Origin of the sequence: Snodgrassella gandavensis (assembly GCF_914768025.1) — a bacterium.
Taxonomy (GTDB): Bacteria; Pseudomonadota; Gammaproteobacteria; order Burkholderiales; family Neisseriaceae; genus Snodgrassella; species Snodgrassella gandavensis.
On the sequence record NZ_CAJZCE010000002.1, the window covers coordinates 176,265 to 193,843 of the forward strand.

The window sequence follows — 17,579 nt, forward strand, 5'->3', positions numbered from 1 at the left end:
ATCGTCTTAAATTCAGGATTGCTGAATCAGATATTCAAGCAGCAGCGGAACAGGACGGCCTGAAGCACCTTTATTGTTGCCTGAATGCCAAGCTGTGCCAGCAATATCCAGATGTGCCCATGGATAGGCTTCGGTAAAACAGGATAAAAATGCTGCAGCAGTAATCGTTCCGGCAGCACGTCCGCCTATATTCTGCAAATCAGCAAAATTGGATTTTAGCTGTTCTTTGTATTCGTCGAATAAAGGCAATTGCCAGGCTTTATCATTAATACTGGCTGCAGCCTGCAATATCTGATCAATAACCGACTGATTATTGCCCAGTACGCCTTGCGCAACATGCCCCAGCGCAATGATACAGGCACCTGTTAATGTGGCCACATCGATTACTGCTTTGGGCTGGAAACGTTCAGCATAGGTAAGAGCATCAGATAAAATCAGCCTGCCTTCTGCATCGGTATTCAAAACCTCAATATTCAAGCCATTCATGGCCTTAATAATATCACCCGGTTTGACTGCATTACCGGAAGGCATATTTTCACAGGTAGGAATGACAGCTACCAGATTCAGTGGCAGTTTAAGTTTGGCCGCAGCTGCAAAAGTACCAATAACAGCAGCAGCACCACACATATCAAATTTCATTTCATCCATCGCAGCACCCGGTTTAAGGGAAATACCGCCGGAATCAAAAGTGATACCTTTGCCTACCAGAACCACCGGTTTATCTTCAGTATTCGGGGCGCCGTGATATTGCAGTTCAATAAGATAGGCACCGGCGGAGCTGCCCTGTGCCACTGCCAGCAAAGCATTCATACCCATTTCCTGAATATCGGCTGTGGCCATAATTCGTGCACTGGCACCCACATCAGCAGCAATTTTGGCAGCAGAAGAGGCCAGATAGGCTGGGGTGCATAAATTACCAGGTGCATTACCCAGATCTTTACAGATATTCATACCATAAACAACAGCTTCACCCTTGCTCAGGTATTCATTCACTGGGTAAATAGTGTAGTAATTGATATGTTCAAGTGCTACTGGTTTAGAATCTTTTTTAAACGTATCAAAATGATAAACAGCTTCGCCCACTGCAATCGTAAATGCCTGTACCCATTGTTGTGCCAAGACTTCAGACAATAAACTCAAATCTACATTAATCCGGGTTTGCTCTTTGGCCCAGCTGGCAGCCATTGCAGCCAACTTCTGCAGGCTGGCATAGTCTTCTTTTTCTATGCATGCTACAGCCAAAGCCTGTACTTGATTGTGTTCAACTGTATGTGTAGCAATAAAATCTTTCTGTTGCTGTTGTAATTGCGACAGTAAAGAACTGGCTACAGAATTGTTGTGTTTACTGTTTGCAGGACAGACAATAAGTAAAGAACTATTGTTTTGCGGCTGCAATTGTTCGGCTTTTATGCTAAATTCCATCTTTTCCTCTCCCATTAAGGGCGTTGTATATATTCTGGACGAATCATGCGTTAGCTGATTTTGGATGCCCCTATTGTAACGCAGGCTGTCACTAAAATACCGGCAGTCGCACATGTGTTTATTATTATATGATCTATCAACGCCAATTTATTAAAGAATTATCATGGGCTGCCGTTGGCATTTTCGTGATTTTGCTGATAGTACTGGTGGCTACGCAAGCAATTAACCTGCTGGGCAGGGCTGCCAGCGGCCGTGTGGCTATTGATGCAGTAACCGCATTAATTGGCTTCTGGACAATTGGCCTGACACCTGTATTACTGATTTTAACTGCTTATATCAGCATTATTACGGTACTTACCCGATACTGGCGTGATAGCGAAATGGTTATTTGGCTGTCCAGTGGCTTATCATTAAAAAACTGGATTTTTCCCTTAATGAAATTTGCCCTTCCGTTTGCAGTTCTAGTAGCGGTAGTCTCGATGCTGATTCAGCCATGGGCAGAGTGGCGTAGCCGTGAATTTGCAGAATTGCTAAAACAGAAACAGGAAATGTCATTACTGGAGTCAGGTGTATTTCGCGAAATAGGCAAAAGCCACCCACGGGTTTATTTTATTGAATCATTTGATCCTGATAGCGGCCGTGCCAGTAACCTGTTTGTACGGGAAAAGGAAAAAAAGGGCAAAGACAGTACGATTTTTGCCAAACGTGGTGAGTTCAAACAGGATGGAGAAAAACGTATTCTGACTCTGGAAGATGGTTTCCGCTACTATGGCCTGCCCGGACAGGCAGACTATCAAAGGGTTTCATTTGACAAAATGACTCTGGTCATCAGCGTCAATACAATGGTTATTGACCCAAAACAAAACCGGCATACCATTCCTACTGCTGCGCTATTTGCCAGCGATAAAGACATTTACAAGGCAGAGCTGATGTGGCGTTTATCATTACCGATCAGCGTAATCGTACTGGCTTTGCTGGCCTTGCCACTATCGTATTTTAATCCGCGCACCGGTCATACTTACAATATCCTGATTGCGATTGCTGTATTTTTAATTTACCAGAATGGACTGACCTTTTTACGGGATTTGGTGGAAAATGGTCGTATTCCGCTTTGGCTTGGCATATTGCCGATGCATCTTTTGATGTTTCTGGTGTTTTTATTCTTATTGAATTGGCGCAATCGTCCATCTGCGTCATTTAAAACAGCATTTACATCATTATTCGGAGGCCGCTCCTGATGCGTTTGCTTAATCGCTATGTAATTAGCCAACTGTCGATTTGCACTTTGTATGCATTGCTGGCACTGCTAAGCTTATACAGCTTCTTTGACATTATGGGTGAAATCAGCCACGTTGGTGATGGGCGTTATACTGCCAATAAAATGCTGTATTACGTTTTATTGTTAATTCCCACACATGCCTATGAGCTTATGCCTCTGGCTGTGCTGGTAGGTGCACTGGTATGTCTGAATCAGATGGCCAGCGACAGTGAATTTACTGTAATCAGAACTTCTGGTATCAGCTTGGCCAGCATTATTGGCATGATGTTGCAGTTTGGCTTGCTGTTTGCCATTATTGCTGCGTTACTGGGTGAATATATTGTACCTAAAACCGGCCCTTATGCAGAACAGTATCAGTTGCATGCCCGTCAGAACAGCATTAGTGCCGGAGATAGTGGTATCTGGTTGAAGCAGGGGCATGATATTGTGAATGTCGCTGAAATGTTACCTGACGGCAGCTTAAAAAACATCAGCATATATCGACATGATGAACAGTTCCATTTAACGGAAACTTTGCATGCATCCAGTGCCAAAGTTGATTCTCATGCCCAGCAAGGTAAAAAGTCGAAGTGGTATCTACATCAGGTAGACCAGTCTGTTCTACAAGAGCATCAAATAACAGTAAATCATCTGGAAAATCTGGATTGGCATATGTCCATCAATCATCAGTTGCTTAATATATTGCTGGTAGCGCCTGAACAGATGTCTATTCTGGCTCTGTCGACTTATATCAAGCATTTGAAAAATAATCACCAACAGACTACCCGCTACGAACTGGCATGGTGGCGTAAAATTGCCTATCCATTGGCCTGTATTGTTATGGCTCTGGTGGCATTGGCTTTTACTCCACAGCAGAACCGGGGCGGAAATATGGGCTTGAAACTTTTCTATGGAATCTGCTTAGGGCTATTATTCCATTTCTCAGGGCGGTTGTTTGGATTTACCAGCCAGTTATACGGGGTACCAACTCTGATTGCCGCATTTCTGCCTACACTGTTATTTTTATGTCTGGCTGTATACCTGATTAGACGGCAAGAAAAGCGGTAAAATCCAGTTGCATGCTCTAAATGATTTATTAACTTCAGATTTAAATATTGATAAATTAATTGCTAAATACTTTTTAATACAATATCAACAAACGATAGATGGCAAAAAGCTTTGCTTTGGTGAATTTGTATTACATATAAAAGTGTTGCGTAGGGTTATAAAACAATTTGATATCACCATTGATGCTATTACTGAATCGGCTAATCAGATTCATACTCATCGTTTTGTAAAAAACATCAAAATTGATAATGCTACTAGCTAATTTGAAGCTTTTGCTTGATTGGTCATTGAATAAATTAATGTCTGCAATGAGTTAACCCGTCAATTAAACGGCCATATAAATGATCAGCAACTAGGTTCTCGGCATTAAATTTTATCGTAGATGGATTAAGATTCAGTTAGTTTAATTATTCTCTACCAAATATTATCTTTAAACTATTTCATCCATAGATATACAACAAGTTTGCAATTTGGATAAACCATATAATATAAATATTTTAAAGAGTAGCTGGGTACTTCTGGCAATATTAATACGTCAATACAAATATTGCTATTAATGGTTGAATAAAAAAAATTATCATATTAATAAAGTTAGTTGATTTACCGTTATTTATATTTTTTTCTGCTGTAGAAGCCAGATAACACATTAAATAAATTATAAATTGAATTAAATAAGGCACTCTCTAGCTTACTAACAGGCAAGCGTAAAACAGATAATACCATACACAATTATTTCAGTAATACTTTCAAATATATATATACAGCCAATATAAACATAAATGACTAATAGAGTAACTTATGCAATTTTTTCTGTTCATCGGCTTCAGTCAAAATGCCAGCATTTTGCAATAGCTGAATATAAGTAGTGATATAGCCATATTGTGCCTCTGCCAATTTCTGTTCGGCATCGGCTTTGGCCTGTAATGCCTGTAATTCGTCTAGATTACTGCGTACACCTACTTTACGGCCTAATTGAGTAGCTTGTAATTTTACCGTATTGGCTTTTAATAACTGTTGCTGTGCCTGAATCTGATACAGATTGCCTAATGTAGTTTGATACGCCTGAGTAATATTCAGTTCAATTTTACGTTCAGTAGCGATTAATAAGAATTTATTTTGCTGTTCTCTGGCTGCTGCTTCTTTAATTTTGCTGTGAATCAAGCCACCACTGAATATAGGGGCTGAAAGCTGAACTGTTACGATACCGCCTTTACTGCGAGTGCCATGATCCATACCATAAAACTGCTGAATCTGATGGTTGTCCTGATAGCCGCCATTAAGCGTTAGTTTTGGCCAGTTCTCTGCTTTAGCCGCAATATAAGCCTGCTTGGCATTTTCCAATGCCAGCTTTTGCTGCTGCCATTCAGGATTATTTTTTTGCGCCAGATTTATCCAGTCTGCTTTACTTGATTTACCTAGTAAATCGCCAAAATCAGTATTTTTTAAACGCTTAATTTTCTTCGGATCCAGTCCTGTAATATTAGCCAGATTATTTTGTGCTACCAGCAGATCTGTCATCGCACTGACTTTTTTTGCCCGGGCAGCTTCATAGCCTGCTTGTGCTTCATTGGTATCTACAATAGTAGCTGCGCCCTTGTTAAATAAGGCTAGTGCTTGCCTGATCTGCATTGCATAGGCTTCTTTTTCTTTTTCAATTGAAACCAGCTTGTCTTCAATCAGCAATACCTGAAAATAAGCATTGGCTACTTTAAGCAGTAGATCCTCCTTCACATTTTCCAGTTGCCAGTCAGCCATGTTAGCGGTAATTTTGCCTTGCTGGTATTGTGCCCATTTGGCTTTATCAAATAGCGCCTGACTTGCCTGAACGTTCCAGCCATGCGTCTGGGTAGTACTGGACAGGGAGGAGGGCTGTTTCTGATAGATATAATTAGTATTTACCTGTGGCAATAATGCGGCTCGTGTCTGTGCCAATTGCTCTTTATGAGCATCCCGCTCATTTTGAGCTGCTGCATATTCTGCGGAATAACTTATTGCAGCCTGCCAGGCATCAAACAGATCGAATGCCTGTGCAGTTGTAGAGATAATACCGCAGCCAATAAGAATAGAGATAGCTTGCCAAGTACCAATACGAATATATTTTTGCATCAACGTTCTCGCATACTTTCATCAACTTTAGTTTGTAGCGGGCTTAACAAATAAGTGATAACGCGACGCTTACCGGTTTTAATCTCAGCGGTAACATTCATACCCGCTGTTAAATTAACCTTTTTACCATCTACCATTAGATAATTTCTGTCCATAACAATGGTTGCAGCAAAAACCAGTCCCAGCTTTTCATCTTCAATCGCATCAAAGCTGACATGTTTTACCTTACCGGTTAAATAACCATAACGGGTATAGGGGAAAGACTCAACTTTGATAACTGCATCTTGGCCAGCCTTAATAAAACCGATATCTTTATTTGGCACCAATGCCTCAATTTCCATCTGATCCTGATCAGGTACGATTACCATAATCTGTTGTGCAGCCGTGACCACTCCGCCCACAGTATGGGTGGCAAGCTGTTGTACCGTACCATCAACTGGCGACTTTAAAGTCATTAACTGCTTGCGCTGCAATGCTTTGTCTGTTGCTTCCGTAAGTTGCTGGATTTGCTCATTTGCCTGTCGCAGCTGATCAAGCGTATCGCGCTTGAGCGTATTAGTTTGTAACTGACGATTCTGCTCGGCTTCGCGTATACTTTCCTGAATCTGCCGAAGCTGGCTGCGCTGGCTGGCTAAATCATTTTTATTCTGAATATACTTGCTTTGCTGTTCATAATAAGCGTGTTTGGAAACAAAGTTCTGTGCCAGCAAGTCTTTATAATCTGCCGTGCGGCTCTGCTCAATAGCCGTGGTTTGTTCAAGTTTGCTCACCTGCGATTGAGTTCCCTGAAGCTGTGCCTGATGTTCTCGCAACACTGTCTGTAACTGGGCATCCTGAGTAAACCATGTTTGAAACTGATGTAATGCCAGTGATTGTGCTTCTATAATCTGCTCAGGATTAAGATGCCATTGCGTGGCTAATTCCCGATCCAGTTGAGGAGGCTGATGCGTCTCCACCGCACGGATAACTGCTTCCAGACGCAATTTATTTAAACGTGCGGCCTGTAGGGATTTTTCCGACTGCGCATAGTCACTATCGGAACCAATACCACTTAACTGAACCAGTACCTGACCACTGCTTACATGGTCGCCATTTTTGACTGCAATTTTGTCGACTACTGAAGTTTCCAGTGGCTGGATTATCTTACTGCGCCCACCGGGAGTGGTTTTACCCATGGCAACAGCAACAATATCCAGCTTACCAATTAATGCCCATAAGAGTGCAATAACAGCAAATAGTATAATCAGGCGTGCAGTCCATTTGGGTGCAGCGGAAAGAGGAGTTTCCGTTAATTCCAGATGTGCCGGTAAAAATGCACGCTCATCTTCATCGCGTTTAGGCGGATCAAGCTGAAAACGGACAGACCAAACATTTTTCCACACCGTAGTATAACGGTGCAGGAACTCTTTAAAAGCTTGAAAGCGAATACCCATAATCTATTTTCTTATTCTGGTTTTAATATTAGCTATTCTGGAGCTGATATAAGTAGCGATAGTAACCATCCGGCTTAGCGAGCAACTCCTCATGAGTTCCTTCTTCCACTATACTGCCTTTATCCATGGCAATAATGCGATCGGCCATACGAACAGTAGATAGGCGGTGGGCAATTATCAAAACCGTGCGGCCTTTGCAAATGGCCTGCATATTTTGCATAATGGCTCGTTCCGATTCATAATCCAGCGCACTTGTTGCTTCATCCAAAATCAGAATTCGCGGATTTCCTACCAAAGCCCGAGCAATGGCGACACGCTGCCTTTGCCCGCCAGACAGCCCTGCACCCTGTTCACCAACTATAGTGTCATAGCCTTCTGGTAACTCCATAATAAAATCATGGGCACCAGCCATTTTGGCTGCATACATAATATTTTCCAGAGGCATCCCCGGGTCGGCAAGAGCAATATTGGCGCGGATACTCTGATTCAAAAGCACATTTTCCTGAAGTACCACTCCAACCTGACGGCGCAACCATGCCGGATCAGCCAGTGCCAGATCATTACCATCTACTAATACCCGTCCGCGCTCCGGTGTATATAAGCGTTGTACCAGTTTGGTTAGAGTTGATTTACCAGAACCGGAACGTCCGACAATACCCAGAATTTCACCTGACTTAATCTGCAAATTTAAATCACGCAGAATTTCTGCACCATCCGGACGATAGCGGAAAGAGATTTTTTCAAATTCAATCTGGCCTTTGATATTCGGCAATGCTACGCGTGAAGTAGGATTTTCGGTTGGGGTGTTTAAAATATCGCCAAGGCGGGAAACAGAAATGCCCACCTGCTGGAAATCCTGCCACAGCTGTGCCAAGCGGATAACAGGTGCCGCAACCTGACCAGCAAGCATATTAAATGCAATTAACTGACCCACAGTCAGCTCACCTTTAATCACCAGATGAGCACCCAGCCATAAAGTAATAACAGTCACCAGTTTCTGAATTAGCTGCACACCCTGCTGGCCAATAGTAGCAAGGCGGGTAACGCGGAAACCGGAGCTTACATAAGCAGCCAACTGCTGATCCCAGCGTCTGGTAATTTGAGGCTCAACCGCCATAGCTTTAATCGTACCGATTGCTGTTACCGATTCAACCAGAAATGACTGATTATCAGCATTTCTGGCAAATTTATCATTCAGCCGTGAGCGTAAAATAGGGCTGATAGTCGCGGACCAGATGGCGTAACAAGGCAGAGAAATAATAACTACTAACGTAAGCCAACCACTGTAAAACCACATCACCAGCAAAAAGATAAATGAAAAACAGAGATCCAGTACCGAAGTTAACGCCTGTCCAGTGAGAAAGTTACGGATTTGTTCCAGCTCACGTACCCGGGCTACCGTATCGCCCACTCGTCGGTGCTCGAAATAGGCCAGAGGTAGGCTTAACAGATGACGAAATAGTCGTGCGCCCAGCTCGACATCAATACGTGACGTGGTATGGGCAAAAACATAAGTGCGTAAACCACCTAAAACCACATCAAAGACAATAATCACCAGTAAGGCAATAGTAATAACATCAAGAGTGGAAAAACCGCGATGCACCAGAACTTTGTCCATTACCACCTGAAAAAACATAGGTGTAACAAGGGCAAATAGCTGAATAAAGACAGATACGACCAATACTTCCAAAAAAATGCGCCGGTATTTGATTACAGCCGGAATAAACCAAGTAAAGTCGAATTTAGCCAGTTGTCCCAGAATCGACGCTCTTGAAGCAACCAGAATAAGCTGTCCAGAATAGCGTTGCACAAACTCATCTTTAGTTAGAATAACTGGCTTACCCGCTTCAATATCCTGAATCAGGTAACGATCGTCATCTATTCTGGCTAAAATAAAATGCTGGCCATCTTCACGCCATACCAGTGCAGGTAAGGCTAGTAGAGGCAAACGCTTGATATCGTGCTTGACCAGTTTGGCTTTCAAGCCCAGATCTTTGGCTGCAAGTAGCCATTGTTCAATTTTTAAATCATTCTGTTCCGCGTACCTATGCATAATATCTGCAGGATTAACGGCGATGCCATGAAAATGAGCTAAAAGAACCAAAGCAGAAACTGCAATACTTGGTTTCTCAAGTTTAGCAGGTATAGAAGATTCTGGTGGTAATGACATAGATTTCAACATCACTGTTTAAATATCTATATATAAATTAACACAACTATAAAAAAAAATACACAGTAAGCTCATCTTCAAATAGATTATTCATAATGCCATTTGAATTATATTTTTAAAGTTATTTGTGTAAATTAAAAATAATTTATATTTCCTAGATATATGAAATTATTATATTGTTTTCGTTGAAGAGATAATAAAATTTTTAATAATATCAATATAATATAGATATATAATTAAAATAAATATTTTATGTTATATAATAAATAGTAAATTATAGTTGTTTATTCTATGAGATTTTAGGTTAAATAAGTTTAAAAATAATGTTTAATACGAATTCCATTGATATATACGAAGCTTAATATACAACTTACATAGAGAATTATGTGGCGTATTTAATTGGTTTATATTCCATTAGTTTCCTATTACTTAAAGTCTTATATGATAGCTAAATTTTGGTTAAAAGATTGTTTGTCAGAAGAAAATTTATAAAACATTTGATTTAATAACGAATCACGGGGATATTCTACTTAGAATATATCTATAGAGTTGTAATTATGAATATAGTAGAAATTTATGCGTTCATGGAGAGCATATTAAGCTATGATTATTTGTATTTGCAATGTAAATACCCCATAGTTAGTACAAAACTGATGCAGAAAATCATGCTGCTTGCTTTAGGGTTTATATTCAATCGGTATTATATTATTTGGTGTTTTATGAAATATTCCGATGTTATAAATTGTTAGTCATTCTTCAGTTACCTTACTTGCCTGTTGCAGTTTATTAAAAAGATATAAATCCAGTACCTCTGTACAACACCAATGATTAAACCTTTCAATATACCCATTTTGATATGGGCTGCCGGGGTTGATGTACTCTTATAGTTATACCACGTGATTTTGCCCAGTTAGTAAAGGTGTTTCCGGTGAATTCCGATTCATTATCCACCCGTATTTTTAATGGATAACCATGATATTCGGCCAATTTATCCAGATAACGGGTAATCCTACCAGCTGGTAAACTGACTGTAATATCAATGTCTAGTGCCTCATGATTAAAGTCATCTATCACATTGAAAGTTCTAAAGTGCCGTTGATTGCGACTGCTGTCACTCATAAAATCCATTGACCAGCATTCACCTTGTCTATTCGGTACGGATAGCTTCTCCGGGCATCGTGGTGCAAAACGTTGTTTACGCTTTACCCTGAGATTAAGTTTTAATTCACAATACACCCGATACACCTGTCTATGGTTCCTGATGTGATTAAAACACTTGGGAAAGCCTAAGCGTAAATGCCTGTCTGTGCTAGTACTTAGTAGCGAAATAGGCACCAAATCATCCTGTAACTAAGGCTGATAATAGTTAAGCGCAAGTAGCTTAGGCAGCTCATTGCAGTAGTAACAGGATGATTTTTTTGTAACTCCAGAGCCCAGTCTTTACGTTCCTTGGTAGGCACTAGCGCTTTTTTATGATTTCCCCCTGAAGCTGAGATTTTAAATCTCAGTTCAGCAAACATCTGCTTAAGCTTGCGATTTTCAGCTTCCAGTTCCTTTAAGTGTTTGATATCTGATGTTTCCATACCACCATAATTTTCTCGCCATTTATAAAAAGTCAATTACCGATGCCATATTTACGACAAATTTCTTTGGCAGGGATACTGGCTTGAGCTTCTTTTAAAATAGATACGATCTGATGTTCAGTCATCTTGTTCATGTTTAAATTCTCTATGGGTTAATGGAGAGAATTTTCTACTTTGGGGTTGTACTATTTTAGGGGGTAGTTACAGCGATGTTGTATATAAGTCATATTATGTGCTGACACCCTACACGGTAGTACTAAATGGTGTTTGGACTATATTATGGTGAAAGCCAGAATATTGTGCAAATATGAGGTCATCTCTTATATAAACTTCGTATTTTTTTGATGTGGTAGAGTAAAAATATTCTCGAGCGAGTGCTATAGTATAGATTATTTAGGTAAAAAAAATATAAAATGTGTTAGTATAAGTATATTAGTTTAAAGCAGAAACTTTAAATATAAAGTACAAGGAATGTTGACATGTTTTATGAAGTGATGCTTGAAAAGAATTGGTAACTGTGGATGAAATTTGGGTCAAATATTTATGGAATCAGAAAACAGTACCATTACCCTCGGAATTAATTGATGATAAATGGATACAAAATCGAGTGCTGTGGGAGTCAACTTGATTATCGATGCACAGGAGTATATGACGCATGGTGTAGACGATTTGTATCGGTAGTAAAAGTGTATTATATAAAAATTTATTACTATTCAAGCAGGTGAAATTGATGGGTGCATGGAGAATATGACATTATGCTTGAAATGTTATTAATTATTGTTGGCATTATCCTAATTATTTTACTTTTACTCCTATGTACTGCCTGGATACTGAATAAGGTAATGGATTTAGCAGAAGCACATCCAAAGCAGGCAAAATATACATTGATAATTCTGGGCTTTATATTGATGGCGGCGGGTAGCTTTAAAATACGGGATTTATATTATGTAAGACCACCGTATCGTTTCTGGAATGAATTAGTAAGGAAAAATCCTAAACCATTCAATGTACAACAAGAAGAGTTTGAGGCTAAAAACAGAGCTGGATATTGTTGGCGGGACAGGAAATATTATAGCAAAGAGGAGCTTTGGCATAAAGCAATAAAAAGTTTAACTGGGCGAATGATATATGAGAATAATTTGTTTTGGGATAATGAGGTATTAGATGCTGAGGGTAAGCGGAGCTGGACATCTGCTGATTGCGAACGTTGGAATAGTTGTAAAGTATGGCGAGTGCCAGTAAGTTTAACTAATCAAGAGTTTGAAGCTTATATAGGAGATGGGGAGCATTATCGTGAAAAAGTTGATGGACTAAAAAATGCTGAAAATGTGCAGAGCTATGTGTATACCTCGGATAAGAACTATATTAATGATGAGTTTAAATTAAAAGATTTTATTCTAATACATGATAACATTGAAGGAACTACTATATATGGCAAGAATTGTTGTAGGATATTGAATAAAACAGAATGGTCAGTGATAAGAAAAAACTATAATTTATACTCTGTTAAAAATGAGATGGGCACATTTGTAGAAGAGTCGAAAATCCCTGAAGATATAAATATTAGTTCATGGGGAGTCGGTAATTTCTATTTAAGTGTTACCGATTTTACAGTTGGAGATAAACGTGAGTTACTCGGGAATCCAAATAATGTCTTTTATTTAAATAATTGTGGCGATATTTTATATAAACCATTTTATTTTATGCGGTGAATTAAATATTCTTAACCTAGTAAAAATAAAGGAGATGATAATAAATATTATATATTTTGTATTGGATTTAATGTAATTGTTTTCAATCAGATATCTGAAATATTGCACAAAAGGAGTATTAACATGCCTTATGACATGAATGCAGGAAAAAATTTAGTGAGTATGAATGAAGTTCTGGCCACATATTTATGGAATCAAGCAAAAACACCATCAAATTCCAAAGCAATTAATGACAAATATATGAGCGAATTTATTCGCTCTGCAGACAGTCTGGTTATTCGAGCGTATAAATCAGCGGATTCGGTAACGCTGCCGTATTACTTCAACGATAATAACAGATATAGCATAGCATATAAATTTCTATTTGATAATCAGAATATTATTAATGAAAATATGAAAAAAGATTATATTTTCGCTGAAAGTGGCGACGGAAAAGATAATGTTATTTTGGGCGAGCAAGGAAGAGAGATTGTGAATGGCGGAGACGGCAACGATACTCTATGGGGAGGAGATGGTAATGACATTCTGAACGGAGGCGCAGGCGATGACATTTTATATGGAGGAGCAGGTGACGATATTCTCAATGGGGGTGAAGGCAACGATATTCTGAATGGAGGTGCAGGCAACGATATCTTGAATGGAGGAGCGGGCAATGATCTTCTATTGGGTGGAGCTGGTTACGATATTCTGAATGGTGGTACTGGAAACGATAGTCTGAGTGGTGGTGATTGGCATAAAGATCGTTATGAATTTGAGGCGGGGCATGGCCAAGATGTGATTAACGATAAAGACTACGAATATTATTCTACTGAAGAATGTTTGGAAAAATGTAATGATATAGTATTTAAGGGAGCCAAGCTGGCAGATGCAGTATTTACCCGCTCTGGCACAGATTTGGTTATTCGAGCGTTTGGGTTTGCTGATTCAGTAATATTGCCGGATTACTTCAATGAGAACAACAGGTATAGTAGAGCATTTAATTTCTTATTTGATGATCAAACCATCACTTATCAAGACTTCAGAGAGAACTTTACGATTAGTCAGAGCGGAGATGAAAAAGATAACGTTATTTCTGGCTGGCATGGAAAAGATATTCTGAATGGTAAAGCGGGTAATGACACTTTATGGGGAGGAAGTGGCGATGATATTTTAAATGGAGACGAAGGCAACGATACTTTAAATGGAGAAAATGGCAACGATATCCTGAATGGAGGAGTAGGAGATGATATTCTGAACGGAGGCGCCGGCGATGATATTTTAAATGGAGGAGCAGGTGACGATATTCTGAATGGGGACGAAGGCTATGATATTTTAAATGGGGGCGCAGGCAACGATATTTTGAATGGTGGTGATTGGCATAAAGACCGTTATGAATTTGAGGCCGGGCATGGTCAAGATGTGGTTAATGATAAAGGTGACGACTATTATTCTGAAGCCAATCTGAAAAAGCGTAATGACCTTGTATTTAAAGGTGCCAAGCTAGCAGAGGCAAAATTTTTCCGATATGGAGATGATCTGGTTATTCACGCGTATGGATCAGCAGACTCAGTGACTCTACCAGATTACTTCAACTATGAGAACAAATATAGTAGAGCATTTAACTTTACATTTGGTGATCAAACTATCATTTATGAAGATATCAGCAAGCACTTTACGATTTGTCAGAACGGAGATGAAAAAGACAATGTTATTAACGGCTGGAATGGAAAAGACATTCTGAGCGGAGGAGCGGGCAATGACACTTTATCAGGTGGATATGGCGATGATATCTTGGATGGTGGCGAAGGCAATGATATCCTGAATGGAGGAGAGGGTTACGATATTCTGCATGGGGGTACGGGAAATGATATTCTGAATGGTGGCGATTGGCATAAAGATCGTTATGAGTTTGAAGCAGGTCATGGTCAAGATGTAATTAATGATAAAGGTGACGATTTTAAACTTTATCAAAAGAAACGAAATGATGTCGTATTTAAAGGTGCCAAGTTGGCAGATGCAGAGTTTACTCGCTCTGGAACCGATCTGGTTATTCAAGCCTATGGATCAGCCGATTCGGTAACGCTGCCGGACTACTTTAATGATGACAATCGCTTTAGTAGGGCGTTTAACTTTGTATTTGATGATCAAACCATTACTTTAGAAGACATCAAAAAGGATTATGCCATCATTCAGAGCGGAGATGAAAAAGATAATATTATTTCCGGCTGGCAAGGAAACGATATTCTTATCGGAGGTGCAGGAAATGATGTTCTAAACGGCGGTACTGGTTATGATATTCTTATTGGGGGTGTTGGTAATGATATTCTCAATGGAGGCAACTTTGAAAAAGACCGTTATGAATTTGAGGCAGGTCATGGCCAAGATGTGGTTAATGATTTAGGCTATATGAATAAAAAGAACAAAAATCAGCGTAATGATTTGGTATTTAAAGGTGCTAATCTAGCCGATGCTGAATTTATCCATTCTGGCAATGATCTGGTTATTCGGGCGTATGGATCAGGAGATTCGGTGACGCTGCCGGATTACTTCAATAATAAAAATAAATACAGCCGTGTGTTTGATTTTGTATTTGAAGATCAGAGTGTTAGTTATGAAGAGCTGAAGAAGAAACGCGCCTTTGTTTTAGCTGAAAGTGGAAAGCAAAAATACAGTGTTAATTTTAATTGTGACTCGAATGTTGATAGCTTGAGTTATGGCAATTTTTCTGTTTTCGATGCTGGTTATGAACAGGGTGTTGCCAATACTGTAGCAGGTAATTCTGCGCAGCAAGGTGGTTCTTTTGCAAGTGATTGGGATGGCACTGCTGCTCAGGTTCAGGCTTTGTTATCAGCTATGGCAGGGTTTACTGCGGGTATTGAGGGTGGGTTAAATTCGCCAGAACAGATGCCGCAATTGACTCAAATGGCCAATGTGTCAGCTTATTGGGGTAGTTAATGAGTTTTAAAGTTTTTATTTAAGAATTTATTTTCTTAGGTTGTATTTTTGTTTAAAAAATCCTTAAACATGATTGTTTAAGGATTTTTTTGATTGGTGGTTTGGTTTTATATTAAAACTGCACAGCCTTGTGCCGGATCACTGCTGCGCGCCGCTATGGCGTCTTCTACAGTCATGCCGAGAGCCTTGGCTACACCAGCGCCATAATCAGGGTGGCAGGCATTGCTGTTGCGGATATGGCGATATTTGATGAAATCCGGTGCATCGCCCATGGCTCGTGCCGTGTTTTCATATAATACCTGCTTTTGTGCATCGCTCATGAGGTTAAACAGGGCACGTGGCTGACTGAAGTAGTCATTATCATCTTCATGGAAATTCCAGAAATCGGCATCGCCATGAATTTTGAGAGGAGGCTCTCTGAATTCAGGCTGTTCCTGCCACTGGTGAAAGCTATTGGGTTCGTAGTGGGGCAGGCTGCCGTAGTTGTCATCTACGCGGGTGGTGCCATCGCGATGGTTACTGAAGACGGGGCAGCGTGCTTTGTTTACTGGAATCTGATGATGGTTAACACCAACGCGGTAGCGGGCTGCATCTGCGTAGTTATACAAACGTGCCTGTAATACTTTGTCTGGTGATACGCTGATTCCGGGTACGAGGTTGCTTGGGGCAAAGGCTGCCTGTTCGACATCAAGGTAGTAGTTGTCTGGATTGCGGTTTAGTTCGAATTCTCCAACTTCGATAAGCGGGTAATCGCCATGTGGCCAGACTTTTGTGAGGTCAAATGGGTGATAGGGGACTTTTTCTGCATCTGCTTCTGGCATGATTTGGATATACATGGTCCATTTGGGGAAGTCGCCGCTTTCAATGGCGTTATATAGATCGCGCTGATGGCTGTCGCGATCTTGTCCCATGATGTTGGCCGCTTCTTCATCGGTGAGGTTTTTGATGCCTTGTTGGGTACGGAAATGAAATTTTACCCAAAAGCGTTCTTTGTTGGCGTTGATGAAGCTAAATGTGTGTGAACCGAATCCATGCATGTGGCGATAGCTGGCAGGGATGCCGCGATCAGACATGGTGATGGTGACTTGATGAAATGCTTCAGGGAGTAGTGTCCAGTAGTCCCAGTTATAGGTGGGGCTGCGCAGGTTGGTGCGGGGATCGCGTTTCACTGCTTTGTTTAAGTCGGGAAATTTACGCGGGTCGCGTAGGAAGAATACTGGGGTGTTGTTGCCAACTAAATCCCAGTTGCCTTGTTCGGTGTAGAAACGCATGGCAAAGCCGCGTATGTCACGCTCTGCATCGCCACCACCGCGCTCGGCCGCCACTTCGGAAAAGCGGACGAACATTTCGGTTTGTTTGCCAATCTGGCTAAACAGTTTGGCACAGGTGTATTGGGTAATGTCGTGGGTTACGGTGAATGTGCCAAATGCACCTGAACCTTTAGCATGCATACGGCGTTCGGGTATGACTTCGCGAACAAAATTAGCCAGTCTTTCGTTAAGCCATAAATCCTGCGCTAATAGTGGGCCACGAGGTCCGGCGGTGAGGCTATTCTGGTTATCAGATACTGGGGCACCCTGATCTGTGGTGAGATGGGTAACCGGGCATTTTTTTATGTCATGAGTCATGGTAAAGCTCCTTGTTAATTTGTTATTAAAAAAGGCCTTTACTGCTTTTGGCTGGTTAAATGATTATAGGCTTTATATAAATTTTTAATGTTAATTACTTGTTATTTTACATATTCTTGAAATTGACAATTATGTTTAATGTTTGTCAATTTGTTTATGTTTTAATGATTGTTTTTTGGGTTTATTTGTTTGTTGGTGATATGCAGAAATAAAATAACCAGCCTGTTCAGGCTGGCTGGGAGAATTTAGATAGAATCTTTGCTTG

At 40.3% G+C, this 17,579-nt stretch carries 13 protein-coding genes; 5 read left to right on the top strand and 8 right to left on the bottom strand.

The window, feature by feature from the left end; all coding sequences use genetic code 11:
• Positions 1-12 precede the first annotated feature (12 nt).
• A complete protein-coding gene (locus MJ764_RS02605; protein WP_239324370.1) occupies positions 13-1,422 on the bottom strand; it encodes a leucyl aminopeptidase in 1,410 nt (469 codons plus the stop codon).
• Positions 1,423-1,550: 128 nt separating this feature from the next.
• Here MJ764_RS02605 and lptF point away from each other — a divergent pair, with 128 nt between their 5' ends.
• Genes lptF through MJ764_RS02620 form a run of 3 tightly spaced genes read left to right on the top strand, consistent with a single transcriptional unit; the run spans position 1,551 to position 4,010 of the window.
• Complete coding sequence (lptF, locus tag MJ764_RS02610; RefSeq protein WP_239324372.1) at positions 1,551-2,660, top strand: LPS export ABC transporter permease LptF; 1,110 nt, start codon at positions 1,551-1,553, stop codon at positions 2,658-2,660.
• Positions 2,660-3,748: an LPS export ABC transporter permease LptG gene (gene lptG / locus MJ764_RS02615; protein ID WP_239324374.1), complete on the top strand. Its 1,089-nt coding sequence runs from the start codon at positions 2,660-2,662 to the stop codon at positions 3,746-3,748. The genes lptF and lptG overlap by 1 nt, the downstream gene beginning before the upstream one ends.
• Positions 3,749-3,755: 7 nt before the next feature.
• Positions 3,756-4,010: a hypothetical protein gene (locus MJ764_RS02620; RefSeq protein ID WP_239324376.1), complete on the top strand. Its 255-nt coding sequence runs from the start codon at positions 3,756-3,758 to the stop codon at positions 4,008-4,010.
• 521 nt (positions 4,011-4,531) lie between these two features.
• On the opposite strand, the gene MJ764_RS02625 is transcribed toward MJ764_RS02620, so the two are convergent.
• The 6 genes from MJ764_RS02625 to MJ764_RS02645 all read right to left on the bottom strand — a co-directional run bounded on the left by MJ764_RS02625 (position 4,532) and on the right by MJ764_RS02645 (position 11,076).
• Positions 4,532-5,854, bottom strand: coding sequence for a TolC family protein (locus MJ764_RS02625; protein WP_239324378.1), 1,323 nt, complete (start codon positions 5,852-5,854; stop codon positions 4,532-4,534).
• On the bottom strand, positions 5,854-7,281 hold the full coding sequence (locus MJ764_RS02630) for an HlyD family type I secretion periplasmic adaptor subunit (protein ID WP_239324548.1): 1,428 nt from the start codon (positions 7,279-7,281) through the stop codon (positions 5,854-5,856). The genes MJ764_RS02625 and MJ764_RS02630 overlap by 1 nt, the downstream gene beginning before the upstream one ends.
• A gap of 34 nt (positions 7,282-7,315) precedes the next feature.
• On the bottom strand, positions 7,316-9,457 hold the full coding sequence (locus MJ764_RS02635; protein ID WP_239324380.1) for a type I secretion system permease/ATPase: 2,142 nt from the start codon (positions 9,455-9,457) through the stop codon (positions 7,316-7,318).
• Between the two features lie 749 nt (positions 9,458-10,206).
• The gene (locus MJ764_RS11565) at positions 10,207-10,332 is read right to left on the bottom strand and encodes an integrase core domain-containing protein (protein WP_420853916.1); all 126 of its coding nucleotides are present in this window, start codon (positions 10,330-10,332) and stop codon (positions 10,207-10,209) included.
• Positions 10,295-10,693, bottom strand: coding sequence for a DDE-type integrase/transposase/recombinase (locus MJ764_RS02640; protein ID WP_239324382.1), 399 nt, complete (start codon positions 10,691-10,693; stop codon positions 10,295-10,297). The genes MJ764_RS11565 and MJ764_RS02640 overlap by 38 nt, the downstream gene beginning before the upstream one ends.
• A gap of 80 nt (positions 10,694-10,773) precedes the next feature.
• Positions 10,774-11,076 carry a transposase gene (locus tag MJ764_RS02645; protein WP_275415226.1) on the bottom strand — a complete coding sequence of 101 codons (303 nt, stop codon included), beginning with the start codon at positions 11,074-11,076 and terminating at the stop codon, positions 10,774-10,776.
• A 719-nt stretch (positions 11,077-11,795) separates the two neighbouring features.
• Here MJ764_RS02645 and MJ764_RS02655 point away from each other — a divergent pair.
• Positions 11,796-12,752 carry a hypothetical protein gene (locus MJ764_RS02655; protein ID WP_239324388.1) on the top strand — a complete coding sequence of 319 codons (957 nt, stop codon included), beginning with the start codon at positions 11,796-11,798 and terminating at the stop codon, positions 12,750-12,752.
• A 123-nt stretch (positions 12,753-12,875) separates the two neighbouring features.
• Positions 12,876-15,686 carry a calcium-binding protein gene (locus MJ764_RS11405; RefSeq protein WP_275415227.1) on the top strand — a complete coding sequence of 937 codons (2,811 nt, stop codon included), beginning with the start codon at positions 12,876-12,878 and terminating at the stop codon, positions 15,684-15,686.
• 107 nt (positions 15,687-15,793) lie between these two features.
• Here the strand turns inward: MJ764_RS11405 and MJ764_RS02680 are convergent, their stop codons facing one another.
• Positions 15,794-17,314 (bottom strand): catalase, encoded by a 1,521-nt coding sequence (locus tag MJ764_RS02680; protein ID WP_239324395.1) that lies wholly within the window; start codon positions 17,312-17,314, stop codon positions 15,794-15,796.
• Positions 17,315-17,579 lie beyond the last annotated feature (265 nt).